The sequence below is a fragment of the Nonomuraea sp. NPDC052634 genome (assembly GCF_040678535.1).
GTDB classification, from domain to species: Bacteria; Actinomycetota; Actinomycetes; order Streptosporangiales; family Streptosporangiaceae; genus Nonomuraea; species Nonomuraea fastidiosa.
Window position 1 is genome coordinate 579,806 of record NZ_JBFATY010000004.1, and the last position, 23,363, is coordinate 603,168.

A 23,363-nucleotide genomic window follows, 5' to 3' on the forward strand; every position below is an offset into this window, starting at 1 on the left:
CATCAGGGATCGGCCCACGTGAAGGTTCGCACCGGGTAGCAAACCGGACGGCGTTTCCGCGTGCTCCTCCGAAGCAGGCGGCAACCCCGACTAGGATCCATGCTCATGACCCAGCTTCCTTTGCGGGCCCAGCTCGCCAGCGCCCTGGGACGCAGCGCCGCCACGCTGTCCAGGATGACCGGGCGCGGTGACGGATCGGTGATCGGCGGGCGAATCGGTCTGCTGCTCGAACCGGACCTGCTGCGCCAGCTGGCCCGTGACCGCAAGCTGGCTCTGGTCAGTGCGACGAACGGCAAGACCACCACGACCCGGCTGATCACCTCGGCCCTCCTCGAGCTCGGCGAGGTCGCCACCAACGCCTTCGGCGCCAACATGCCGGCCGGCCACGTCTCGGCGCTCGCCCAGCACAAGCGCGCACCCTACGGCGTGCTGGAGGTGGACGAGAAATACCTGCCGCAGGTGCTCGACACGACGGGCGCGGGCGTCGTCTGCCTGATGAACCTCAGCCGCGACCAGATGGACCGCGCGGCCGAGATCTGGCTGCTCGCCCAGAAGTGGCGCAAGGCGCTGTCCGGCAGGCCCACCCACGTCATCGCCAACTGCGACGACCCGCTCGTCACCTGGGCCGCCTCCACCGCCGCCAAGGTCACCTGGGTGGCCGGCGGCCAGCGGTGGAAAGAGGACTCCTGGTGCTGCCCCGAGTGCGGCGGCCCGCTCGACCGCAAAGACGCCGACTGGGCCTGCCGCGAGTGCACCTTCCACCGCCCCGAGCCGCAGTGGGCGGTCGACGGCGACTCCGCGATCGACCCGCGGGGGCAGCGGTGGCTGCTCGACATCCAGCTTCCCGGCCAGGCCAACCGCTCCAACGCGGTGATGGCGCTGGCCGTGGCCGAGGCGTTCGGGGTGACGGTCGACCGGGCGCTGCCCCGCCTGCGCGAGGTCACCTCGGTGGCCGGCCGCTACACCACCGTCGAGCGCGACGGCCGCCACGCCCGCCTGCTGCTGGCGAAGAACCCCGCCGGCTGGCTCGAGGCGTTCGACGTCGCCGACCCGCAGCTTCCGGTCATCCTGTCGGTCAATGCCCAGGGCCCCGACGGCCGCGACACCTCGTGGCTGTGGGACGTCGACTACCGCATCCTGCGCGGGCGTCCGGTGTTCGTCACCGGCGAGCGCCGTCTCGACCTGGCGCTGCGGCTCGACGTCGCCGAGGTGGCGTTCACGCTGTGCGACACGTTCAACGAGGCCCTGGCGATGCAGCCGCCCGGCCGGGTCGATGTGATCGCCAACTACACCGCCTTCCAGCACATCCGATCGGAGTTCGGCCGTGCCGTCTGACAGCGCCCTTCGCATCGTCTGGATCTATCCCGACCTGCTGAGCACGTACGGCGATCAGGGCAACGTCCTGGTCCTCGAAGCGCGGGCGCGGCGGCGCGGCATCGAGACCGAGACGATCCACGTACGCTCGGCCGACCCGGTGCCCGAGACCGGCGACATTTACCTCATCGGCGGCGGCGAGGACCGCCCGCAGATCCTGGCCGCCGGGCGCCTGCGCAAGGACGGCGGCCTGCACCGCGCGGTCGCGCGCGGAGCGTCGGTGCTCGCGGTCTGCGCCGGCTACCAGATCATGGGCAGCACGTTCGGCGGCGAGGAAGGGCAGCCGGTCGAGGGCATCGGCCTGCTCGACATCACCAGCTCGCGCGGCCCCGCCCGCGCCGTGGGCGAGCTGGTCGCCGAGGTCGACGCCGCGCTCAACATCCCCACGCTGACCGGCTTCGAGAACCACATGGGCGTCACCCACCTGGGCCCCGGCGTCAAGCCGCTGTCGAAGACGGTCGTGGGCGTGGGCAACGGCGACGGCTTCGAAGGCTGCTACGCCGGCCACGTCGTCGGCACGTACCTGCACGGCCCCGCCCTGGCCCGCAACCCCGCGCTGGCCGACCTGCTGCTGTCGTGGCGGGTAGGGGACCTGCCCCCGCTCGACGACTCCCGCTACGAAGCCCTCCGCCAGGAGCGCCTCACCACGGTCCTCGAACAGCAGCGCTGACGTACGGCTCGCGCCCTGGCCGCCGCTCCCGGCCGGGCGGCTCGCGACGGCACCGCGCGCTCCAGTACGTCCGCCGAGGCGGCGCCGGGCGCTGCCAAGCAGGTGCCGCCCAGGAGGCGCCGGCCGGTCGCCTGAGGCGGCATCGGGCGCTTCCGTGCGGGCCGCGAGGTGCGTCCGCCCGTGCCCTTGCCCCGCCCGTGCCCTTGCCCCGCCTTACAGGGCAGCTCCCCTTCCAGGGCCGTGCCCTCGGGTGCCCACCGTTGACATGCAGCCGCACGGCTGCATATCGTGCGAAAGGCAGCCGGACGGCTGCATGTCAGGATGGCGAAAAATGGACGACGTCTTCAGAGCGCTGGCCGACCCCAGCCGCCGCAGGTTGCTCGACAGCCTCAACGCCCGTGACGGGCAGACGCTGCGCGAGCTGTGTGCGGGGCTCGACATGGCCAGGCAGTCGGTCAGCAAGCATCTCGCCGTGCTGGAGGAGGCCAACCTGGTCACCACGGTGCGGCGGGGGCGGGAGAAGCTGCACTTCCTCAACGCCGTACCGATCAACGCCATCGCCGACCGCTGGATCAACCGCTACGACCGCCACCGGGCAGCCGCCCTGGCGGACCTCAAGACGGCCTTGGAGGTACGTCCCATGGAGCAGGACGTCGTCTACACCACCTACATCCGCACCACCCCGGAACGCCTCTGGCAGGCGCTCACCGACCCCGCATGGACCCGGCGCTACTGGGGGGTGGAGCTGGAGTCGGACTGGCAGGTGGGCTCGGCGGTCACCTGGACGTACGAGGGCGTCAGGATGGCCGACCCCGAGCAGGTCGTGGTGGCGTCGGAGCCGTACCGGCGGCTGGCGTACACCTGGCACACGATCACGCCGGAGTTCGCCGAGATCGTCGGGCTGACCCCCGAGGGGCGGGAGGAGATGGCCAAGGAGCCGCGCTCGACGGTGACGTTCGAGATCGAGGAGGCCGGCGAGATGGTCAAGCTGACCGTCGTGCACGGCGGGTTCGAGCCGGGCAGCACGATCAGGGAAGGCGTCGGCCAGGGCTGGCCGGAGATCGTCTCCAGTCTCAAGACCCTGCTGGAGACCGGCCAGCCGCTGCCGTCGGGCGCCCAGTGAGACGGCCCAGTGAGACGGCCCAGTGAGACGGCCCAGTGAGACGGCCCAGTGAGACGGCTCAGTAGACGAGCGCCTGCACGCCCTCCGCGGTCACTTCCTCGACGAACGCCGGCGCGCCCGCGATGCGGATGCCGTCGATGACGTCGTCGGCCGTGATGTTCCTGCGGGCGGCGCACTGCGTGCAGAGCGTCACCCGCCCGCCCGCGAGGAGGGCGTCGAGCAGGTCGGTGAGCGGCGCGGCGTGCGGCAGGCTGAACTCCTTGGCCCGGCCGGGCAGCGCGAACCACGCCGACTCGCCGGTCAGCCAGAGCGAGACGTCCACGCCGCTCGCGAGCGCCGCCGTCGCGACCGTGAACGCCTGGTTGCAGCGCTCGGGGGCGTCGGCCCCGGCGGTCACCTTGATCACCAGTGATCGTGCCATGCTCGCCACCCTAACGCCCCGGTCCTCCACCGCCACTAGTCTTGGAAACCATGGAAGAACCTGAGGTGCACCCCGACCTGGAGCCGATCGCGTTCCTGCTGGGGCGGTGGGAAGGCGCGGGCGTCGGCGGCTACCCCACGATCGAGAGCTTCAACTTCGGCCAGGAGATCGAGTTCGGCCACAACGGCAAGCCGTTCCTGACCTACGTGAGCCGCACCTGGCTGCTCGACGACGCCGGCAACCGCGTCAAGCCGCTGGCCACGGAGTCGGGCTACTGGCGGCCCCAGCCCGACCGGCAGATCGAGGTGGTGCTCTCCCATCCGACGGGCATCGTCGAGATCTACATCGGCGAGGTCGTCTTCCACAAGATCGAGCTGCGCACCGACGTGGTCGCCCGTACGGTGTCCGCCAAGGAGTACACGGCGGGCCACCGTCTCTACGGCCTGGTCAACGGCAACCTCATGTGGGCGTACGAGATGGCGGCCATGGGCCAGCCGCTCAGCGACCACATGTCGGCCGAGCTGAAGAAGGTCGCCTGAGATGAGCTCGCCGTTCACCCCCGACGCGGTCGAGGCGATCAAACGCCACATGAACGACGACCACGCCGAGGACGGCCTGCTCATCGTACGCGCGCTGGGCGGCAGGCCCGAGGCCGCCAGCGCCGTCACGACCGACGTGGACGCCGAGGCGATCACGTTCACGATCGACGGCGGGGAGCGGGTGCGGGTGCCGTGGGGGGAGACGCTGACCGAGCGCGCCCAGGTGCGCAAGGCCGTCGTACGTCTCTACCGCGAGGCGTGCGCCAAGCTCGGCCTCCCCGCCCGCGGCGAGCACTGAGCCGTCTTTCAGCCAAGATCGGCGTTCGCGCCCGCGGCGAGCACTGAGCCGTCTCTCAGCCGGTGCGGGCATGAAAAAGGGCCCCGGGCAACTTTCCGCCTGCCGTGCAGGCGGGCCGGCTGGGCTACGGACGGGAACGACGTCCCGCCCTCCGGCTGCCAGGGGCCCCGGTGATTGCCTCGTATTCGCTGACGTCACGAGACAACAGTCCGCGATGTCAGCGGACAACCACCTCGCTAGCCCGATTATGACTACTCATTATTCGGACCACCTCCTTTCCGCGTACCCCAGAAGCTATGCGGTCCTGCGCGAAAGGGGCAAGCGAATATCGTCGCGGCATAGACTCGGGTCATGACGGAGACGCAGTGGCACGAAGAACTCCGTGCCAAGGGCTACCGGGTCACCCCGCAGCGTCAGCTCGTCCTCGAGGCCATCAAGGCGCTGGAGCACGCCACACCGGAGGAGATCTGCGTCAAGGTGCGCGAGACCGCGCGCGGCGTGAACATCTCGACCGTCTACCGCACGCTGGAGCTGCTCGAAGAGCTCGGCCTGGTGACCCACACCCATCTCGGCCATGGCGCGCCCACCTACCACCTCGCGGCCGAGGCGGACCACGTCCACCTGGTGTGCCGGGGGTGTGAGCAGGTGTTCGAGGTACGTCCTGAGCTGGCCGACGGGCTGGTGGAGGGGCTCGACAAGGAGATGGGATTCGTGGCCGACGTCCGCCACCTGACGGTGTTCGGCCGCTGCCGCGACTGCCGCTGACCAAGCCGGCGCGTCGGCCCTCGCCGACGGGGCCGGCGCAGCGGCTTCCACTGATCCGGGCCGCCGCATGGACGACCCGGCCGGGGCGGCGACGGCACGATCTCAGGTGCGGATAGCCTGGAAGGCATGCGTAGCCCTCTGCTCGATCTCCCCGGCGCGGTCCCGGCGGACGCGCCGGACTCCGACGTAGCCGCCCACTACGGCGACCTGTTCGCCGAGCAGCGCGCGCTGGCCAAGAGGGAGGCGATCGTCGACCGCAGCAACCGCGAGGTGGTCCGCATCTCCGGCGCCGACCGGCTGAAATGGCTCAACGACCTGACCTCGCAAAAGCTCGACACGCTGCAGCCCGGCGAGTGGACGCAGACGCTCGACCTCGACCTGCAGGGCCGCGTGCAGCACCACTTGACGCTGGTGGACGACGGCGAGAGCGTGCTCGCCCACGTCGAGCCCGGCACCGCGCAGAGCCTGATCGACTACCTCGACCGCATGCGGTTCATGCTGCGGGTGGAGGTGTCGCGGGCCGACGACCTCGCGGTGCTCTCCACGGCGAATGAGGACTTCCTGGTGCCCAGGTCCGAGCTGGGTGAGCACATGGGGCGGCCGCTGGCCGGTCTGTGGGCGTACGAGGCGCTGCGGATCGAGGCGCACCGGCCGCGGCTCGGCTTCGAGACCGACCACAAGACGATCCCCCACGAGGTGGGCTGGATCGGCACGGCCGTCCACCTCAGCAAGGGCTGCTACCGCGGCCAGGAGACGGTGGCGCGGGTGCACAACCTCGGGCATCCGCCGCGCCGCCTGGTCTTCCTCCACCTCGACGGCAGCGTCGACACGCTGCCGCCGCACGGCGCTCCGGTGATCTTCGAGAGCCAGGAGGTCGGTGTGGTGGGCTCGTCGGCCCGCCACCACGAGCTGGGGCCGATCGCGCTGGCGGTGATCAAGCGTACGGTGCCGGTCGACGCGCAGCTCCTGGCCGGCGGGGTGGCCGCCGCCCAGGAGGTCGTGGTGCCGCCGGACGCAGGGCGCAACGTCAGCATCGACCCGGCGCTGCGCCGCCGCATCCGCTAGACCTCAACGCCCCATGAAGGGGTCACATCTCCAGGATGACCGTGATGGGGCCGTCATTGACCAGGGACACCTGCATGTCGGCCCCGAACTTGCCCGTCTCCACGTGGGCGCCCAGCGCCCGCAGCTCCTCCACCACGGCGTCGACCAGCGGCTCGGCGACCGGGCCGGGGGCCGCGGCCTGCCAGGTGGGCCTGCGGCCCTTGCGGGCGTCGCCGTACAGCGTGAACTGGCTGATCACCAGCAGCGGCGCCGACACGTCGGAGCAGGACTTCTCGCCGTGCAGGATGCGCAGCCCCCACAGCTTGGCGGCGAGCTTGGCGGCCTCGGCCCGCGTGTCGGTGTGCGTGACCCCGACCAGCACCAGCAGGCCGGGCTCCGTGATGGCTCCGACCGTGCGCCCCTCGACCTCGACCGAGGCCGACCTGACTCTCTGTACGACTGCTCGCATGGGCACCCATTCTGGACCAGGACAAACCCCTCCATACACTCGTGTCGAAAGGGGTTGTGAACATGTCGATGATTGTGGAAGTCGTCCGGTCCGGGTTCGTGGAGTCCACGCATCTGGCCCGCGTGCTGACCGTGGACGCCCAGGCGCGCCCGGTCGAGACCAGAGGTGCGGTGCACGTGCCGGCCTCGCCACGGTCGTCGATGAAGCCGCTTCAGGCGCTCGGCATGCTGCGTGCCGGGCTGCGCCTGGAGGACGAACTGCTGGCGCTGGCCTGCGCCTCCCACTCGGGCGAGCCCTTCCACGTGGAGGGCGTCAGGAAGATCCTGTCGGACGCGGGGCTCGACGAGTCGGCGCTGCAGTGCCCTGAGGACTACCCGTTCGACCGGGCGGTGACCGAGTGCGGGCGGGTCTACATGAACTGCTCGGGCAAGCACGCGGCCATGCTGGCCACCTGCGCCGTCAACGACTGGCCGCTGGAGACGTACCGGGAGCCCGCGCACCCGCTGCAGCGCGCGATCAGGGAGACCGTGGAGGAGCTGACCGGCGAGCGGGTCGCCGCGTCGGGTGTGGACGGGTGCGGGGCGCCGCTGTTCTTCGTCTCGATGCTCGGGGTGGTCAAGGCGTTCCGCGCGTTCCCGCTGTCGTCGCCCGACTCGTACGAGCGCAAGATCTTCGACGCCATGCGCACCTACCCGGAGTGGACCTCGGGCACCGACCGGCCCGAGGCCAAGCTCATGCGTGCCCTGCCCGGCCTGATGGTGAAGGCCGGGGCGGAGGCGTTCGAGGCGTTCGCGTTCGAGGACGGCCGGGCCGGCGCGATCAAGGTGGAGGACGGGTACGGGCGCGCCCGCACCCCGGTCACCGTGGCCGCGCTGCGCTCGGTGGGCCTGGACGCGCCCGAGCTGGCCGAGCTGGGCGCGCCCGCCGTGCTGGGCGGCGGCCGTCCCGTCGGCGAGCTGAGGGTGCGCTAGAGGCTGCGGAACTGGCGGGTGGCGGAGATGGCGCCCGACGTCGTCGTGGTGAACGTACGCATCGACCCGGCGAACTTCGACAGGTCCCACTCCGCCGGCCCGTGATACCAGTACAGGTTGTCCGCCTGCTGCCCGTTCCCGGTGACGGAGGCCACCACCCGCGACCAGTGCTCGACCCCGTCGAAGATCACGGCGTACGGCAGGTAGCGGGAGAACAGCTCCACCCGGTGCTGCTCGGGCACATTGCCCAGCTCACCGGAGAACAGGTACTCGCGGAAGCGCATGGTCTGCGCGAGCGCGGCCGAGCCCTTGGCGGTCTTGGCCGGCATGTACTGCCCGCCGACCGCCAGCGCGCCGCCCGCGATGATGACGGCCAGGCCGAGCAGCCCGTACGTGGTGAACCAGGCCAGCGCGGCGGTGGCCAGCAGCCCGACGACGATGAGCACCACGCCGATCGTGGTCCAGCGGGTGCGCTCGGTGTCGGGCCTGCGGGCGAACCAGCCCTGCTTGACCACGTCGGCGTAGAGCGCGTCGCGCACCTTGCCCAGATGGCTCGCGAACGTGCCGGAAAGCTGCGACAGCAGCACCGCGTCGCGGCCCTCGAAGATGGCGTCATAGAGCGCCCGCTCGTACGGCAGGAGCGCGTCGACCGGCGCGTGGTGCAGCTTGACGAGCATCCAGTCCGGCGCGTCGTACGTCTGCCGCGGCTGCTCGTCGATGCGCAAATAGCCGCGGACGGCGAGGTCCACGATGGTGGCGGTGACGTCGATGACGTCGGCCTGCTCGTCCACCAGCGTGCCGATCTGGCCGGGCCGCACCCCTTCGGGCGGGGTGAACTGGCCGTTCTGCACGGGGTTGACCGCGCCCTCGTGGCCCGCGGCCCTGGCATCGCGCCCGCGCGTCCAGTAGAGCAGCGCCACGCCGCCGAGCAGCAGCACCAGCAGGGCGGCCAGGGCGCCGCCGGTGACGGCGTTGAGCGTGAAGGCGGCCGACAGCGAGAACCGCCGGTCCAGGATGGGCTGGGCGCCGGTGGCGCCCTTGGGGTAGCCGACGACGACGGTCAGCGCCTCGCCGGGGGCGAGGTTCTCCTGCTCGAAGTCGGCCTGGATGGCCTCGTGGTCCATCGAGGCGGAGGTGCAGCCGATGGCCGAGGTCAGCGCACCGGCGAAGCACGACAGGTTCTGCACCTGGCCTGGGCCCTTGACGTGCACGGTGGCCTTGGTGACCGGCTGATTCCAGCCGCCGACCGCGAACCAGCGCAGCTCCTCGATGCCGCCCGTCGGCGTCACCGCGCCCTTGACGTCGTACTCGACGGTCTCGCCCGTCACGGTGAGCACGTCGCCCGACAGGGTGCCGCCCTTGACGTTCGAGATCTGGTAGAGGCGGTCGCTGGTGTCGTCGTAGCGCGTCCTGGTGATGAACGTGCGCTTGAGCTCTCCCGACGCCCCGCCGATCTTCTCGACCACGTGCAGGGTGCCGTTCTTGCCTAGGGTCAGCGTCACCTCATCCGTGATCCCTGCCTGAGCCGCCGCGGCGGCCGGGGCGGTGGTCAACGTCAGAGCGGTGGCCGTAAGGGCGGCCATCGTGAGTCTGAAACCCGTCATGGCGGGACATGGTATCGGTTCGTGTTGATTTGTCTTCGTCGCTCGCGTCCTGCCAGGTCGGCGGGTGCAGGCGTGGCTGCGCGAGGCTGTAGAGCTGCGTGACCGGAGACAGGACGGCGGACAGCAGCAGCGCCATCGCTCCGTCGCCGACCAGGTCGAGCCGGTGGCGGTAGCCGCCGGCGAGCGCCTTGGTGAGTGCGTCATAGGCGATCGGCACCGCGCGGAACGTCGCAAGACGGCCCTGCAGCATTGTCGCGGTCGCCAGCCGGCACTGGGTGGTCAGGGCGTCGATGTGCTCCTTGCCGAGGATGCGGCGGCGGTCGTCGAGCACGTCGGAGAAGACCGCTGCGGCCTTCTTGAGCTGGTTGTCCTCGAGCAGGCCCTGGGCGTACCAGTGGCGGGCCTCGAGCAGGACAGGGTGTGCCGCCCCCAGCCGCTGCTCCAGCCCGGCGGCGGCCTCCTTCAGCACCGCGAGCCCCGCGTTCTTGCGCCCCGCCCGCACCAGCGTGCGGCCGTGCATCGCCGCCGCCGCGAGCGTGTGCGGGTTGTCACGGCCGAGCTCGTCCTTGCGGACCCGGTGGACGTACTCCATCAGCTCGATGGCCTGGGCCTCCATCCGCGGCACGTCGCGCGACGGGTAGTCGAAGATGATCAGCGCCGTGGCCTGCACCATCATGGCGTCGAGGCACCCCGGGTGCAGCTCGTGGCCGAGCGCCCGGTACTCCTCGACGACCTTCGCGGCCTCCTTCCTCGTCTCCAGGAAGTGGCCGAGCTTGTTGCGCGCCGACATCCGTACGGTGCGGGCGGCCAGCACGTCGAGCGGGTCGGCCGCCCGCGCCCAGCGCTCCAGCGCCTCGTCCATGAGGGACACCGCGGCCTGCAGCTCGCCCGCGTCGTGCAGGACGCGGGCCCGGTCGGTGGCGACGCGCAGCAGCACGCGCTCGTCGCCGTGCTCGCGGAAGTACTCCATGGTGCGCCGCGTCAGGTCCAGGGCCTGCGGGTAGTCGCCGAGGCGGGAGAGGACCATCGCGAAGCGGTGCAGGAGCAGCAGGTACTCGGCGCCGTACGCGGTCTCCGAGCCCTCGTAGCGGCGCAGCACTTCTTCGCACCGCTCCCTGGCCTCGTCGAACCGGCCCAGAGTCTCAAGACGCTCGGCCAGCTCGCTCTGGGCGCGCAGGATTTCGGCCGTGTCGAGGTGTTCGCGGATCCACCGGCGAAGGTCGTTCCTGGCGGGCTCCGGGGTGAGCGTCTTGACCAGCTCGTACAGGAACCGGCGCAGCCGGTCCTCCCCGGGCAGCTCTTCGGCGACGTGCCGGATCGCGTCCCACACCGAGCGGAAGTCGGGGTGGGCGCCGCTGCCGGGGAAGACCCGTTGCACCAGCTCGCGCAGGTCCGTGCCGGCCCCGGCCGCCGCCACGATCCGGCGCAGCTCGCGCCGCTCGTCCTGCGACAGCCAGGGCAGGTCGAGGACGTCGTCCAGCTCCTCCCAGTGGCGGCGGATGGACGAGACGGGCAGCATCCGGCCGGTGAGCCTCGTCGCGGACGTGGCCTTGTCGGTGAACATGCCGATCACGTCGCCGGTCTCGTGGTCGTAGACGGCCGCGCCGCTGAAGCCCTTGTCGGGGATCTCGGCGTGGGCGGTGGCGGCGCGGACGTGCTGCCACTCGCCGAACAGGTCGGTGGTGGTGAGCACGAGTTCCAGCGGGGCGCCGGTGTGATCGCCCGGCCGCAGGAAGCCGTGAGCCACGTAACCGCCCTGCGGACTCGCATGCGTCACCAGCTTGGCCGGGCCGATGTCCACGGCGCGTTCGAGCCTCAGCACGGCGACGTCGCCGAGGTCGTCCTGAGCCCGCCAGGGGCCCATCATGTGGACGGTCGCCCGCAGCCCGAGCAGGTCGCCCCTGCCCGCCTGGGGGAAGGACACCAACGGTGCGGTCTCTTCGAGCACCACGTGGGCGCAGGTGAGCACCAGGTCGGGTGCGACCAGGAATCCGGCGCCCAGGGTGCGGTCCGGCCCGTGGACGCGGGCGCGCCACGCCCCTTTCACGCTCAGCCGCTCTGGTCGGTACGGCCGGGGGCCTGCCGGTCGCTCCGGTCGGAGGCCGCCCCGTCGTTCCTGCCGGGGGCCTGCCAGCGGAGCCTGACGACGAGCTGGCCCTCCGCCTTGCCCTTGGCGACCACCGCCCCGACCTCGCCCTGGAGCTTCACCCCGAACTCCAGCTCGACCTCGTCGGGCCCGATCGGCAGCTCGCGGAACGTCCTCAGCGCCGCCGCCGCGGCGTCCCGCACGTCGGAGAGCGATTCCTCCAGCCGCAGCTTGGCCTGGCGGATGGTGCCTGCGCCGATGCCGGCGGACTCCCACCCTCCTCCCGGCTCTTCGTCGGAGCCGGTCTCGATCAGTACGGAGCCGCCGTCTTCGAGTTCCCACCGCACGAGCTCGGTCACGCCATGAATCTACCTCCGCATGACCGGATCGCGACGGGAACGGCTCAGCCGAGCGAGATCGCGTTCGCCGCCCGCTGCACGCTCTCCATCGGGGCGGGTCCGCCCGGGTTCTCCGTGGCGAGCGCCTGGTTCGCCGCCACGAACGGCCGCATGCGCCGCTCGTAACGCTCGCCCGCGCCCTCGGGTCCCGCCAGCAGCTCCTCGGCCAGCACGTACGCCCCCACCATGGCCAGGCTGGTGCCCTGCCCGGACAGCGGCGAGGCGCAGTAGCCGGCGTCGCCGACCAGCGCCACCCGGCCCGTGCTCCAGCGGTCCATCCTGACCTGGGCGATGGGGCCGAAGGAGAAGTCGTCGGCCTTCCACATCGCCTCGATCAGCCTGGGGGCCTCCCACAGCCGTCCGCAGCGCTCTTCGATCAGCCGCTTCTGCTGCTCGACGTCGCGGTGGTCGTAGGCGATGGGCGCGCTCTCGAAGCCCAGGTTGACGATCATCTTGGCGCGGTCGCGGTCGCTGAAGGCGACGCCGCCCGCGTCGCCCTCGTTGAACCAGGTCTGCCAGTGGTCGAGGCCGAGGAAGTTGTCGGTGGTGAAGACGGAGATGTACTGGCCGAGGTGGTGGATGTAGCGCGGCTCGGGGCCGAAGGCCAGCGCGCGCACCCGCGAGTGCAGGCCGTCGGCGCCGATGATGTAGTCGTAGCGGTCGCGCCCGCCGCCTTCGAAGGTCACTTCGCCGTCCTCTGTCAGGGTGGCGATCGAGTCGCCGTAGACCCGGCGGGCCGGGCTCGCGGTGGCGAGCACGGAGACCAGGTCGCCGCGCATGATCTCGATGTCGGGGCCGTCGATCCGGCCGCCGCTGATCGTCGCCTCGGTGTCGCGCATCAGCTCGTTGCCGTCGCGGTCCACCATGGACATGCCGCGCGGCGTCGTACGCAGCCCTCTGACCTCCTCCAGCACGCCCATGCTCTCAACCACGGTGAGCGCCGCGCCCCTGATGTCGATGGGCTGCCCGCCCGTGCGCAGGCCCGGGGCCCGCTCGACGACCGTCACGTCGGCGCCCGCGCGCCCCAGGAAGTGCGCGAGCACCGCACCCGCCACGCCCGAGCCGGAAACCAGAATCTTCACCGTCACGCTCCTTGCTGTTGACGTTGTACGCAGAACTGAATGTACGAAGTACATACAGCAGGTAGCAAGCTATAGTGGAAAAGATCTGTACTAGTACAGGAGGTCAGATGACGGCAGGCTCAGGCGAGAGCGTCCCGCCGCACGCCCGCATCGCCGCCGACATCAAGCGGCGCATCGCCGACGGCAGGCTCCGACCCGGTGAGCGGGTGCCCTCGACCAGGCAGCTCGCCAGAGACTGGAACGTCGCGCTGGCCACCGCCGCGAAGGCGCTCACGCTGCTGGCCAGGGAGGGCGTCGTGGTCGCCGAGCCCCGGGTGGGCACGGTCGTGGCGGAGAGCCGCACCCGCAAGGTGCCGCGCGCGTTGTCGGATGACGACCTGACCCGCGAGCGCATCGTGCGCGCGGCCGTCGAGATCGCCGACGAGGAGGGTCTTGATGAGCTGACCATGCGGGGCCTGGCCACCCGGCTCGGCGTGGCCACCATGTCCCTCTACCGTCACGTGGGCGGCAAGGACGAGCTGGTCATGCTCATGGTCGGGGCGGTGATCGAGGACTTCCCGCTGCCCGGCGGGCGGCCGGAGAGCTGGCGCGCCGGGCTGGAGATCTCCGCGAGGACGCAGTGGGCCGCCTACCGCGCGCACCCCTGGCTGGCCCACACGACCTCGCTGACCCGGCCGATGCCCTCGCCGTCCCTGCTGGAGCACACCGAATGGGCCATGCGCGCCCTGGAGGGCACCGGCCTCGACCCGGTGACCAAGATGTACGTGCACACCCTGCTCTTCAGCTACGTGCAGGGCATCGCGGTCAACCTGGAGCGCGAACGCCGGGCCCGCGCCAGCACCGGCATGAGCGCAGACGAGTGGATGGACGCCCAGCAGCCGATCCTGCGCGGGTTCGCCGAGTCGGGCGACCATCCGGCCTTCGGCACGCTCATCCGTGAGCTCGGCGACGACTTCGACCTCGACCTCGACCGGCTCTTCGAGTTCGGCCTCCAGCCGTTGCTGGACGGCCTGGCCACAGTGATCGGCTCGCGGTGATCGGCTAGTCGGCGATGCGGATGCGCAGGCGGCGGAAGCCCTTCCCCTTGCTCTCGACCTTGGTCACCTCGATGCGGCCGATCTGCTTGGTGGAGGCCACGTGGGTGCCGCCGTCGGCCTGCGTGTCGAGGCCCACGATGTCGACGATGCGCACGTCCTGCACGCTCTCCGGCACGAGGTTGGTGGCGGTGCGGACGATGTCGGGGATGGCGAACGCCTCCGCCCGGGGCAGCACCCGCACGTCGATGCGCCGGTCGGCGGCGATCTCGGCGTTGCAGGCCGCCTCGACGGTCTCCTTGAAGCCGGGCGGCACCTCCGGCAGGTTGAAGTCCATGCGCGCGGTGAGCGGCTCCATGTTGCCGCCGGTGACCAGGCAGCCGTAGTCCCTGAACACCACGCCGCACAACACGTGGAGCCCGGAGTGCGTACGCATGAGGGCCGAGCGCCGCTCGTCGGCCACCGCGCCCTTGACGACCGTGCCGACCGGCGGGATCGGATCGCCCTCTGCCGGAATCAGGTAGAGATCGTCGCCTTTGCGAGCTCCCACGATGCGCGTCTCGACACCCTGCCAGATCAGAACGCCGTGATCCGCCGGCTGGCCGCCCCCACCTGGATAGAATGCCGACCTGCTCAGCACGATGCCCTCGGGTGTGGCGTCCAGGACGACGGCCTCGAAGTCACGCAGATTCTGGTCGGACAACTCCAGTCGTTGCGTACGTCCGTGGAGATCGGTGCTCATATCGGCAGCCTAGTCCCCTGGGGTGGTCATGCGGAGGCTTACGCGATACGCCGCGGTGCTCGCGCTGCTCGCCCTGCCGGCCTGCGGTGCCGGTCCGGCGCGCGGGGCCGGGCAGTCCGCGCCCGTGCTGATGTTCGTGGGCGACAGCTTCACCGTGGGCTCCGGGCCGGTGCCGCGCTGGGAGACCTACGCCGCGCACACCGGCAGGCTGATGGGCTGGCAGCCGATCATCGCGGGGGCCGGCGGCACCGGGTTCTGCAACGCCGGGCGGGCGGGGCGGACGTTCGAGCGCTCGTACGAGCTGGAGCTGTCCTGGCGGCCCGCCCCCGACCTGCTCGTCATCTCCGGCGGACACAACGACCGCCGCTGGAGCCCCGACGAGGTGCGCGGCGCCGCCGCCGCGCTGCTCACCAAAGTCCGCGCCCACTGGCCCGGCACCGAGACGGTCATGGTGGGGCCCATCTGGATGGAGGACCCGCCGCGCAAGGCGTACGGCGTGCGCGACGCGCTCGCCCAGGCCGCCGCCGCCCAGAAGGTGCCCTTCCTCGACCCCCTGCACATGACATGGCCGCCCGAAGCGGTGCTGCCCGACGGCATCCACCCGACGCGCGCCGGGCACGAGCGGCTCGCCGCCTGGCTGGCCGGCGAGCTCAAGGCCCGCCGCCAGGATCAGGGCCTTTACCAGGGGCCGTAGGGGCCGCTGTTGCCCCGGCCGCCCATGCCCTTGACGGCAGGCTTCACATCGACGATGTAGACGGTCGCCGCGATGACCGCGGCGATCGAGAAGATGCCGAGCCCGATGCCGATGAACGCGGCGCTGCCGACGGCCATGAAGGCCTGGAAGTAGCTCAGCGCGCTGCCGGCGGAGAACAGCGCGGCCAGGGCGAGGATCAGCAGCCACAGGTTCTTCTGCAGCTTGCCCGCCGCGATGAAGGCGTTGGCGGGCACCCTCATGGCGTGCACGAGCGCGTAGGCCGACATGCAGAAGATGGCAATGGCCAGCACCAGGAAGAGGAGGTTGAAGACCCCGTAGATCATGTTCATGTAGTCGTCTCCGCCCAACGCCTCGATGCAAACGGCTTCAGCCTAATAGGCGCCCTGCGCACGCGGGCACCCCCGTAAGCGGAAAGTGGCCCGTCTCCGAAGGGAGACGGGCCGGGAACAGCGGGTCAGGCCTTCGCCTTGCCCGTCGTGCCCGCCGTGCTCGAAGAACGCGGCTTCCTGGCCGGCTTGACCGGCTCGGCGACCGGCGGCTCGGCGGCCACGGACACCTCTTCCAGCTCCAGCGCGGCCTCACCGGTGGTCTTGCTGACCACGCGGCGGCCACGGGTGGCGAACTCCTCGTAGACCTCGCTCGCCTTGTGGGTGAGCTGGTCGGCGTACGTGCGGGCCTTTCCGGGCAGCTCCCTGGCGATGCCCTCGGCCTTGTCGGCGTACTCGCGGGCCTTGACCGGCAGCTCCTTGGCCAGCTCGAAGCGGCGGGACTGGAGCTTCTGCAGGTGCTCGGGCAGCTCGCGCAGCTTCTCCACGGCGTAGTCGCCGACGCCGGCGACGGCGTAGAACGGCTTGGACTCGGTGAGCTTCTTGACTTCGGTGGCGAGCGTCATGGGTTAACCTTCCTTGGTTTCCTGGGTGACGTTGTCGTCGCGCGAGGGCGCCGCATAGGGCTCAAGAGCGGCGCGATACTCCTCGGGCAGCGGCTCGTCGTCCGACCGGGAGTCGCGCTGGGGACGGGCATTCTGGGAGGTCTGCTCGTCCCCGGCCGGCTGCTCCTTGCGGAACGACTCGTAGATGTCGATCAGCACCTGACGCTGGCGTTCGGTGAGATGCGGGTCGGCCCTGATCGCGGTGAGCACGTCGCTGGGCGGCTCACGGTCCTCGATGAGGCCCGCCTGCACGTAGAGCGCCTGCGAGGAGATCCGCAGACCTTTGGCGATCTGGTTGAGGATCTCCGCGCTCGGCTTGCGCAGGCCGCGCTCGATCTGGCTCAGGTAGGGGTTGGAGACCCCGGCCGCCGCGGCGAGCTGGCGCAGCGAGATCTTCGCCTGCTGCCGCTGCTCGCGGATGTATTCACCGATCGAGCCGACTTTGGGTAGTGCCATACCCACAGTCTGCCTCGCCGTGCTTGCAATTGCAAACACGGCGGTTAACACCTGCAAGCGTCAGAGCTGCAGGAACCAGAGAAGCGGGGCGCTGGTGACCAACGTCACAGACAGCGCGATGTACCCGTACCGTACGTGTGCCGCCAGCTCGGGAAGCGGCTTGACCAGGCGATTCACCCTGGCCATGACATGGCTCGCGTGGACGCCGAGCATGCCCTGCGGCGTCGGCATCGCGCCCGCCGTGCCGAAGCGCAGCAGCGCCGTCGCCAGCCGGCGCGGCGAGCAGTAGCGGCGCGCGCGGTCGTCGGCGGCCATCTCGACCAGCAGCTCGACCTGGGCCTGCGCGTCGGCGACCACCTTCGACCAGGGCAGCGCCCTGCGCAGCGCGGCGAACGGCAGCAGCACGAGGTCGTGGCGCTCGCGTACGTGGGCCGCCTCGTGAGCGAGCACGGCGGCCAGCTCGTCCTCCGACAGCAGCTTGAGCGCGCCCTCGCTCACCACGACCTGCGAGCGCAGGCCCGGCACGCAGTAGGCGGCGGCGCTGGGATGGGCGAGCACCCGCACGCCCGGCACGCCCGGGTCGTCGTGCGAGGTCAGCGCGAGCAGCATGCGGTGCCTGCGGCGGGCCCGCAGCGCCTGCACGCCCGCGGTGATCAGCACCGCGACCAGCACCGCGAGCGCGGTGAGCCCGGCGATCAGCGCGAGCACGTGGAGCGGGTCCCACGCCTGCGGAGGGGTCTCGCCCCGCGCGAACGCGGCGAGCCCCGGGATGACGCCGGTGCCATAGGGCTGGACCGCGAAGGCGAGCATGGCGCCCGTGGTGGCGAGCCCCCAGGCGAGGCCGAGTGACTGCCAGACGATGATGGCCAGCCTGGGGGCCCGGGAGGTCCATCGAGCCGTGGTGAAACGCCAGGAGCCGACCGCGCACGCCGTGGCGAGCGCCGCCAGCACCACTGCCGTGATCACTCTTCCTCCAGCTCCTCAAGGGCTTTGCGCAGGATCTCCGCCTCCGGGCCCGACACGGCCTGGGCGAAGCGGGTCAGGGCGGCCGATCGGTCGCCCGTCATGTCCAACGCCTCCAGCATAAGCTCGGCGATGTATGCGTCACGGCTTTCGGCCGGCTGATATCTCCACGCCCGCCCGTCGCGGGTGCGCTGGAGGAAGCCCTTGCGGGTGAGGCGGTCGAGAACGGTCATGACCGTCGTGGGTGCGAGGTCGCGATCGGCAATCAGCTTGCCGACCTCGCGGGCGGTCAGCGCCTTGCTCTCCGCCCAGAGGATGTCCATGATGCTGCGTTCAAGCTCGCCAAGACCCTTCACGTCTTTCAGATTAGCTCTACAACGTGTCGAGCTGGCATCCGGGGCTTGAGACTCCCTAACGTTGCTTCGGTGTCACCATCCGTAATCGACAAGAGAGTGCGCCGAGCGTGGACCTGGTAGACGAGCGGCGGCTCGACCAGCTCATGTGGCGGCTGCAGACGTGGGCGGTCTTCGCCCGCGAGCCGGGCGTCACCCCCTCCATGCAGGCCGCGCTCGAGCGGCACTGCCGGATCGACCACGCCGCGATCCTGCTGTTCCCCAGCACGATCGACGATTTGCGCGCGTCACTGCGGGCGCGCGGCTTCGAGATCCTGCGCACCTGCCCCAGCACCGTCGTGCGGCGGCGGCTGGCCGAGCGCTACGACCTCGACCTGCCCATCGCCATCGTCTACGCCGTCCGCGCCGCGGGCGGCCCCGCGCTGGAGGTGTTCGTCCCCGAACCCGGCCCGGGGCTCGCGCGCGTCGCGGCCCGCGAACGCGAGCGCAACGAGGAGACGCACCTCGCGCTCGAAGTGCTCGCACCCGACGAGATCGTGGTGCGCGGCCTCGGCAGGCTGCTCACCTCGGTGCTCGGGTTCGCACCCGACGGCGGCGGGTTCAACCCGTACGAGGACGAGGCCAGGGGCGGCCGCACCGTGCTGTACTTCAGCCGGCCGACCGCCTGGCCCGGCCGGGTCGAGCTGGCCTGCGCCGGCCACTATCCCCACGTCCTGCGCTCACACCTGGCGCGCACGCCTGAGCTGGTGGCCGATGGCTGACGACGGGGCACAGCGCGCGGTGCTGAGCAGGCTCACCGGCGCCTGGCTCACCCAGGCGGTGGCCGCGATGGCCGAGCTGGGCGTGGCCGACCGCCTGTACGAGCGGCGGCTGACCTGCGGCGAGCTGGCCCGCGAGTGCGGCGTGCACGCGGGCGCGCTCTACCGGCTGCTGCGCCTGCTGGAGAGCCACGACCTGGTCGAGCAGGGCATGGGCGGCGCGTACGCGCTGACGCCCACCGGCGCGCTGCTGTCGCGCCGCCACCCCGAATCGCTGGCCGACCTCGCGCTGTTCTACGCGGGCCCGTTCTACGCCTCGTGGGGCGCGCTCGCGTACGCGGTGCGAACCGGCAGGCCGGGCTTCGAGCACGTCTACGGCAAGCCGTTCTTCGACCACACCGCCGAGCACCCCGACATGGGCGCGGCCTTCGACCGGGCCATGGCCTGCGGCACGTCGTTCTTCACGCAGGTGCCGCAGGTCTACGACTTCACCCGGCACCGCCACGTGGTGGACGTCGGCGGCGGCCGCGGCGCGCTGCTGGCCGCCGTCCTGTCCCAGGTCGAGGGGCTGCGCGGCACGCTGTTCGACAGCCAGGGGGCGGTCGAGCGCGGCCGCGCCGCCCTCACCGAGGCCGGCCTGGCCGAACGCTGCGACTTCGTGGCGGGCGACTTCTTCGAGAACGTGCCGCCCGGCGGCGACATCTACCTGCTCTCGCGGATCCTGCACGACTGGGACGACGAGCCCGCCGCGCGCGTGCTGGCCGGCTGCCGCAGGGCCGTGCCCGACGGCGGGCGGCTGCTGGTGATCGAGCGGCTCGTCCCCGACCGGCCGCACGACGCGCCCGGCGCGCTCGCCATCGCGTGGGACGTGCACATGCTGGTCAACAACGGCGCGGGCCGCGAGCGTACCCGCGCCGAGTACGAGCACCTGCTCGCCGGCGCCGGGTTCACGCTGGAGGACGTGCGGGCGCTGCCGCTCGACGTCAACGTGCTCGTGGCGCGCGGCTGATTCGGCAGGCGCGGGTTCGGCGGGCGCGGGTTCGGCAGGTCCGGATTCGGCAGGCGCGGATTTGGCAGGCTCGGTGCCATGGAACTCACGCTGATCCGAGGCGACATCACCGAGCAGCAGGTGGACGCGATCGTCAACGCCGCCAACTCCTCGCTCATGGGCGGCGGCGGCGTGGACGGCGCGATCCACCGCAGGGGCGGCCCCGAGATCCTCCAGGAGTGCAGGAGGCTCAGGGCCGGACAGTACGGCGGGGGCCTGCCGACCGGCCGGGCCGTGGCCACCACGGCCGGCCGGCTGCCCGCGCGCTGGGTCATCCACACCGTCGGGCCCGTCTACTCGCGCTCTGAGGACCGTTCCGAGCTGCTGGCCTCCTGCCACGTCGAGTCGCTGCGGGTGGCCGACGAGCTGGGGGCGGCGTCGGTGGCCTTCCCCGCGATCTCGACCGGCCTGTACGGCTGGCCGGTCGACGACGCCGCCCGCATCGCGCTCGACGCGGTGCGGGCGGCGGACACGTCGGTGCGCGAGGTGCGGTTCGTGCTGTTCGACGCCGCCGCGTACGCCGCCTTCGAGGCGTGCCTCTAGCGGGTCACGGCGCCCTGCGGGATCTTCCGTCGCCGCTCAGCGGGGGGCGACCGCTGACCACGGCAGGGTCAGCTCGCCGAGTCGCCAGCGGGCGACGCCGCCCAGCGGCGGGTGCGCGGGCACCGGCCAGGTGCGCGACAGCTCGCCGATGGCCGCGAGCCAGCGCTGCCGCCGCCCGTGCGCACCGTAGGGCGCGCTGACCGCCCACGCCCGGTCGAAGTCGCTGAGGAACGCGTGGATCCGCTCGCCGGGGACGTTGCGGTGGATGAGCGTCTTGGGCAGCCGGTCGGCCAGGTCGGACGGCCGTTCGAAGTCCGCGAAACGGGCGGAGAACGTGACGGTCTGCGGGCCCTGCGCGGTCAGTCCCACCCAGACCGCCCGCCGCCCGTTCTCCGACGAGGTGCCCTCCACGAGCACGCCGTCCGGCGCGAGACGACCGCGCAGCACGTCCCAGTAGTGCCACGCCTCGTCCTCGGCGTATTGCCGTAGCACGTTGAAGGCGCGTACGAGCGTGGGCGGGCGCGGCACCGGCAGCTCGAACCCGCCGAGCCGGAAGCTCAGGCCCTCCCGCTCGTACGGCCGGGCCAGCGCCACTCGCTCCGGGTCGATCTCGATGCCCATCACCTCGACGCCCGGCGCCACCCGGCGCAGCCGGGTGAACAGCTCGAGCGTCGTGGTGTGCGAGGCGCCGTAGCCGAGGTCCACCACCAGGGGCCGCTCAGCCGCCCGCAGCAGCTGGCCGTGCACGGCGGCGATCCAGCGGTCCCCGCGCCGCAGCCGGTTGTGGCCCGTCGTGCCCCGGGTGATCGTGCCGACCGGCTTGGCCGGTCTAGCCACTGACGCGGTGGACCTTGTGCTGCGCGGCCTGGGCGCGCGGGCGGATGACCAGGCGGTCGATGTTGACGTGGGCGGGGCGGGTGACGCACCAGGCGATGGCGTCGGCCACGTCGTCGGAGGTCAGCGGGTCGGGCACGCCTTCGTAGACGCGGGCGGCGGCCGCCTCGTCGCCGCGGAACCTGGTGACCGCGAAGCCCTCGGTCTTGACCATGCCGGGTGCGATCTCGACGATCCGCACCGGCTGACCGACCAGCTCAAGGCGCAGGGTCTCGGCCATGGTGCGCTGGGCGTGCTTGGCCGCGACGTAACCGCCGCCGCCCTCGTACGCGACGTGCCCGGCCGTCGAGGTGAGCAGCACCAGCACGCCGTCGCCGGATTCGATGAGTTTGGGGATCAGCGCCTGGGTCATGCGCAGGGTGCCGAGCACGTTCACGTCGTACATCCGCTGCCAGTCGTCGAGCCTGGCCTCGGCGACCGGCTCGAGTCCGAGCGCCCCGCCCGCGTTGTTGACGAGCACGTCGCAGCGCTCAAGCCCGGCGACCAGCTCGTCCACCGACTCCTGCGAGGTCACGTCCAGCGTCACCGGCCTGATCGCGGGCACGTCCGCGGCCAGCTTCTCCAGCCGGTCGCGGCGCCGTGCGCCCGCCACCACGTCGTAACCCTCGGCGGCGAGCCGGCGCGCGGTCGCCTCACCGATGCCGCTGCTCGCACCGGTCACCACAGCTGTTCTGCGCATGCCCTCCATCCTGCCAGGAGCCGGGAGGCACGACTTTGTACCCCCGCATATGACCATCTGTCGGGAATGTCAGAAATGTTGGGACAGTTGTATTTCGTCTGGAGGTGGTGTCGAGTGAGGCGACGACGGGTCAGGCGGGTCGCGACCATCAGCATGCACACGTCGCCGCTGGACCAGCCCGGCACGGGCGACGCCGGCGGGATGAACGTCTACATCGTCGAATCCGCCAAGCGCCTGGCCCGCCTCGGCGTCGAGGTCGAGATCTTCACCCGCGCCACCGCCCGCGACCTGCCTCCCGTCGCCGAGATCGCGCCCGGCGTCCTCGTCCGCCACCTCACCGCGGGCCCGTACGAGGAGATGGACCGCGCCGACCTGCCCGGCCAGCTCTGCGCCTTCCTGTCCGAGGTGCTGCGCACCGAGGCCATGTACGACGCCGGCCGCTACGACGTCATCCACTCCCACTACTGGCTGTCCGGCCAGGTCGGCTGGCTGGCCAAGGAGCGCTGGGGCGTGCCGCTCGTGCACACCATGCACACCATGGCCAAGGTCAAGAACCTCTTGCTCGCCCGCGGCGACAAGCCGGAGCCCGCCGCGCGCGTCATCGGCGAGCAGCAGGTCGTGGACGTCGCCGACCGCCTGGTGGCCAACACCGGTGACGAGGCCGACGAGCTGATCGGCCTGTACGGCGCCGACCCCGGCCGGGTCGCCGTCGTGAGCCCAGGCGTCAACCTCAGCGTCTTCAGGCCCGCCTCCCAGGGCGCCGCCCGCCGCCGGCTCGGCCTGCCGCAGGACGCCCACGTGCTGCTGTTCGTCGGCCGCATCCAGCCGCTCAAGGCCCCCGACGTGCTGCTGCGCGCCGCCTCCAGGATGCTCATCGACGAGCCCGCGCTGCGCGAGCGGCTGGTGGTCGCGTGCGTCGGCGGCCCGTCGGGCAACGGCCTGGCCCGTCCGTCGTTCCTCACCGACCTGGCCGCCGAGCTGGGCATCGCCGACGTCGTACGCCTCGTGCCGCCCGCTCCCCAGGAGGAGCTCGCCGACTGGTACCGGGCGGCCACGGTCACCGTCGTGCCGTCGTACAGCGAGTCGTTCGGGCTGGTCGCGCTGGAGTCGCAGGCGTGCGGCACCCCGGTGGCCGCCGCGGCCGTCGGCGGGCTGCGCACGGCCGTCCGCGACGGCGTCTCCGGCCTGCTCGTGAACGGCCACGACCCCGCCGACTGGGCCCTGGCGCTGCGCCGCCTGCTCGCCGCGCCGCGCCGCCGCGCCCGGCTCGCGGCGGGAGCCCGCGAGCACGCCGCCGCCTTCGGCTGGCAGGCCACCGCCGCCCGCCTCATGGAGGTCTACGCCGGCGCCGTCGCCCATCTGCATAAGGTGCCGGTCGCGCTGCCGAACGCCTGACCGTACGT

28 protein-coding genes are annotated in these 23,363 nt (G+C 71.6%); 14 read left to right on the forward strand and 14 right to left on the reverse strand.

Features of this window, described 5'->3' with window-relative positions; genetic code table 11:
- The first annotated feature begins 105 nt into the window (after positions 1-105).
- The 3 genes from AB0K67_RS22035 (at position 106) to AB0K67_RS22045 (ending at position 3,167) form a co-directional block, all read left to right on the forward strand.
- Positions 106-1,335: a MurT ligase domain-containing protein gene (locus AB0K67_RS22035; RefSeq protein ID WP_364062985.1), complete on the forward strand. Its 1,230-nt coding sequence runs from the start codon at positions 106-108 to the stop codon at positions 1,333-1,335.
- Complete coding sequence (locus tag AB0K67_RS22040; protein ID WP_364062988.1) at positions 1,325-2,044, forward strand: glutamine amidotransferase; 720 nt, start codon at positions 1,325-1,327, stop codon at positions 2,042-2,044. Before AB0K67_RS22035 ends, AB0K67_RS22040 begins: the two co-directional genes overlap by 11 nt.
- Before the next feature lie 331 nt (positions 2,045-2,375).
- Positions 2,376-3,167: a metalloregulator ArsR/SmtB family transcription factor gene (locus tag AB0K67_RS22045; protein WP_364062991.1), complete on the forward strand. Its 792-nt coding sequence runs from the start codon at positions 2,376-2,378 to the stop codon at positions 3,165-3,167.
- A 58-nt stretch (positions 3,168-3,225) separates the two neighbouring features.
- Here AB0K67_RS22045 and AB0K67_RS22050 read toward each other — a convergent pair whose 3' ends face one another.
- Positions 3,226-3,588 (reverse strand): DsrE family protein, encoded by a 363-nt coding sequence (locus tag AB0K67_RS22050; RefSeq protein ID WP_364062994.1) that lies wholly within the window; start codon positions 3,586-3,588, stop codon positions 3,226-3,228.
- A 50-nt stretch (positions 3,589-3,638) separates the two neighbouring features.
- Between AB0K67_RS22050 and AB0K67_RS22055 the strand changes: the two genes are divergently transcribed.
- From AB0K67_RS22055 to AB0K67_RS22070, 4 genes are all read left to right on the forward strand, one after another.
- Entirely contained in the window at positions 3,639-4,127 is a 489-nt protein-coding gene (locus tag AB0K67_RS22055) for an FABP family protein (RefSeq protein ID WP_364062997.1), read from the forward strand.
- Between the two features lies 1 nt (position 4,128).
- The gene (locus AB0K67_RS22060) at positions 4,129-4,425 is read left to right on the forward strand and encodes a DUF2470 domain-containing protein (RefSeq protein WP_364063000.1); all 297 of its coding nucleotides are present in this window, start codon (positions 4,129-4,131) and stop codon (positions 4,423-4,425) included.
- Between the two features lie 351 nt (positions 4,426-4,776).
- A complete protein-coding gene (locus AB0K67_RS22065) occupies positions 4,777-5,190 on the forward strand; it encodes a Fur family transcriptional regulator (RefSeq protein ID WP_364063003.1) in 414 nt (137 codons plus the stop codon).
- A 126-nt stretch (positions 5,191-5,316) separates the two neighbouring features.
- Positions 5,317-6,255, forward strand: coding sequence for a folate-binding protein (locus AB0K67_RS22070; protein ID WP_364063006.1), 939 nt, complete (start codon positions 5,317-5,319; stop codon positions 6,253-6,255).
- Positions 6,256-6,277: 22 nt separating this feature from the next.
- Here AB0K67_RS22070 and dtd read toward each other — a convergent pair whose 3' ends face one another.
- Entirely contained in the window at positions 6,278-6,703 is a 426-nt protein-coding gene (gene dtd, locus AB0K67_RS22075; protein WP_364063009.1) for a D-aminoacyl-tRNA deacylase, read from the reverse strand.
- 62 nt (positions 6,704-6,765) lie between these two features.
- Between dtd and AB0K67_RS22080 the strand changes: the two genes are divergently transcribed.
- Complete coding sequence (locus AB0K67_RS22080) at positions 6,766-7,674, forward strand: asparaginase (protein ID WP_364063012.1); 909 nt, start codon at positions 6,766-6,768, stop codon at positions 7,672-7,674.
- Here AB0K67_RS22080 and AB0K67_RS22085 read toward each other — a convergent pair.
- Genes AB0K67_RS22085 through AB0K67_RS22100 form a run of 4 tightly spaced genes read right to left on the reverse strand, consistent with a single transcriptional unit; the run spans position 7,671 to position 12,844 of the window.
- Positions 7,671-9,176, reverse strand: coding sequence for a DUF2207 domain-containing protein (locus tag AB0K67_RS22085; RefSeq protein ID WP_364063015.1), 1,506 nt, complete (start codon positions 9,174-9,176; stop codon positions 7,671-7,673). The two genes, AB0K67_RS22080 and AB0K67_RS22085, sit on opposite strands and share 4 nt — an antisense overlap.
- Before the next feature lies 1 nt (position 9,177).
- Positions 9,178-11,325, reverse strand: a complete 2,148-nt coding sequence (locus tag AB0K67_RS22090; RefSeq protein ID WP_364063018.1) for a tetratricopeptide repeat protein — start codon at positions 11,323-11,325, stop codon at positions 9,178-9,180.
- A gap of 2 nt (positions 11,326-11,327) precedes the next feature.
- The gene (locus AB0K67_RS22095; protein ID WP_364063021.1) at positions 11,328-11,723 is read right to left on the reverse strand and encodes a CU044_2847 family protein; all 396 of its coding nucleotides are present in this window, start codon (positions 11,721-11,723) and stop codon (positions 11,328-11,330) included.
- A gap of 44 nt (positions 11,724-11,767) precedes the next feature.
- Complete coding sequence (locus AB0K67_RS22100) at positions 11,768-12,844, reverse strand: FAD-dependent monooxygenase (protein ID WP_364063024.1); 1,077 nt, start codon at positions 12,842-12,844, stop codon at positions 11,768-11,770.
- A gap of 107 nt (positions 12,845-12,951) precedes the next feature.
- On the opposite strand from AB0K67_RS22100, the gene AB0K67_RS22105 reads away from it, so the two are divergent.
- A complete protein-coding gene (locus tag AB0K67_RS22105) occupies positions 12,952-13,881 on the forward strand; it encodes a TetR/AcrR family transcriptional regulator C-terminal domain-containing protein (RefSeq protein WP_364063027.1) in 930 nt (309 codons plus the stop codon).
- A 4-nt stretch (positions 13,882-13,885) separates the two neighbouring features.
- Here AB0K67_RS22105 and AB0K67_RS22110 read toward each other — a convergent pair whose 3' ends face one another.
- Positions 13,886-14,620 (reverse strand): alanyl-tRNA editing protein, encoded by a 735-nt coding sequence (locus tag AB0K67_RS22110; RefSeq protein WP_364063030.1) that lies wholly within the window; start codon positions 14,618-14,620, stop codon positions 13,886-13,888.
- A 28-nt stretch (positions 14,621-14,648) separates the two neighbouring features.
- Between AB0K67_RS22110 and AB0K67_RS22115 the strand changes: the two genes are divergently transcribed.
- Positions 14,649-15,314, forward strand: coding sequence for an SGNH/GDSL hydrolase family protein (locus AB0K67_RS22115; RefSeq protein WP_364063033.1), 666 nt, complete (start codon positions 14,649-14,651; stop codon positions 15,312-15,314).
- Here the strand turns inward: AB0K67_RS22115 and AB0K67_RS22120 are convergent.
- From AB0K67_RS22120 to AB0K67_RS22140, 5 genes are all read right to left on the reverse strand, one after another.
- Complete coding sequence (locus tag AB0K67_RS22120; RefSeq protein WP_364063036.1) at positions 15,299-15,664, reverse strand: DUF2516 family protein; 366 nt, start codon at positions 15,662-15,664, stop codon at positions 15,299-15,301. The two genes, AB0K67_RS22115 and AB0K67_RS22120, sit on opposite strands and share 16 nt — an antisense overlap.
- Before the next feature lie 125 nt (positions 15,665-15,789).
- Complete coding sequence (locus AB0K67_RS22125; RefSeq protein ID WP_364063039.1) at positions 15,790-16,227, reverse strand: hypothetical protein; 438 nt, start codon at positions 16,225-16,227, stop codon at positions 15,790-15,792.
- A 3-nt stretch (positions 16,228-16,230) separates the two neighbouring features.
- Entirely contained in the window at positions 16,231-16,722 is a 492-nt protein-coding gene (locus tag AB0K67_RS22130) for a helix-turn-helix transcriptional regulator (RefSeq protein ID WP_364063042.1), read from the reverse strand.
- A gap of 60 nt (positions 16,723-16,782) precedes the next feature.
- Positions 16,783-17,688 carry a M56 family metallopeptidase gene (locus AB0K67_RS22135; protein WP_364063045.1) on the reverse strand — a complete coding sequence of 302 codons (906 nt, stop codon included), beginning with the start codon at positions 17,686-17,688 and terminating at the stop codon, positions 16,783-16,785.
- Complete coding sequence (locus AB0K67_RS22140; RefSeq protein ID WP_364063048.1) at positions 17,685-18,041, reverse strand: BlaI/MecI/CopY family transcriptional regulator; 357 nt, start codon at positions 18,039-18,041, stop codon at positions 17,685-17,687. The genes AB0K67_RS22135 and AB0K67_RS22140 overlap by 4 nt, the downstream gene beginning before the upstream one ends.
- 107 nt (positions 18,042-18,148) lie before the next feature.
- On the opposite strand from AB0K67_RS22140, the gene AB0K67_RS22145 reads away from it, so the two are divergent.
- The 3 genes from AB0K67_RS22145 to AB0K67_RS22155 all read left to right on the forward strand — a co-directional run bounded on the left by AB0K67_RS22145 (position 18,149) and on the right by AB0K67_RS22155 (position 20,387).
- A complete protein-coding gene (locus AB0K67_RS22145; RefSeq protein WP_364063051.1) occupies positions 18,149-18,799 on the forward strand; it encodes a hypothetical protein in 651 nt (216 codons plus the stop codon).
- Positions 18,792-19,805: a methyltransferase gene (locus AB0K67_RS22150; RefSeq protein WP_364063054.1), complete on the forward strand. Its 1,014-nt coding sequence runs from the start codon at positions 18,792-18,794 to the stop codon at positions 19,803-19,805. Before AB0K67_RS22145 ends, AB0K67_RS22150 begins: the two co-directional genes overlap by 8 nt.
- A gap of 78 nt (positions 19,806-19,883) precedes the next feature.
- Complete coding sequence (locus tag AB0K67_RS22155; RefSeq protein ID WP_364063057.1) at positions 19,884-20,387, forward strand: O-acetyl-ADP-ribose deacetylase; 504 nt, start codon at positions 19,884-19,886, stop codon at positions 20,385-20,387.
- Between the two features lie 36 nt (positions 20,388-20,423).
- Here the strand turns inward: AB0K67_RS22155 and AB0K67_RS22160 are convergent, their stop codons facing one another.
- Positions 20,424-21,224, reverse strand: coding sequence for a class I SAM-dependent methyltransferase (locus AB0K67_RS22160; protein ID WP_364063060.1), 801 nt, complete (start codon positions 21,222-21,224; stop codon positions 20,424-20,426).
- Positions 21,217-21,960: an SDR family NAD(P)-dependent oxidoreductase gene (locus AB0K67_RS22165; RefSeq protein ID WP_364063063.1), complete on the reverse strand. Its 744-nt coding sequence runs from the start codon at positions 21,958-21,960 to the stop codon at positions 21,217-21,219. Before AB0K67_RS22165 ends, AB0K67_RS22160 begins: the two co-directional genes overlap by 8 nt.
- Positions 21,961-22,074: 114 nt before the next feature.
- Between AB0K67_RS22165 and mshA the strand changes: the two genes are divergently transcribed.
- On the forward strand, positions 22,075-23,355 hold the full coding sequence (mshA, locus tag AB0K67_RS22170; protein WP_364063066.1) for a D-inositol-3-phosphate glycosyltransferase: 1,281 nt from the start codon (positions 22,075-22,077) through the stop codon (positions 23,353-23,355).
- Positions 23,356-23,363: the final 8 nt, after the last annotated feature.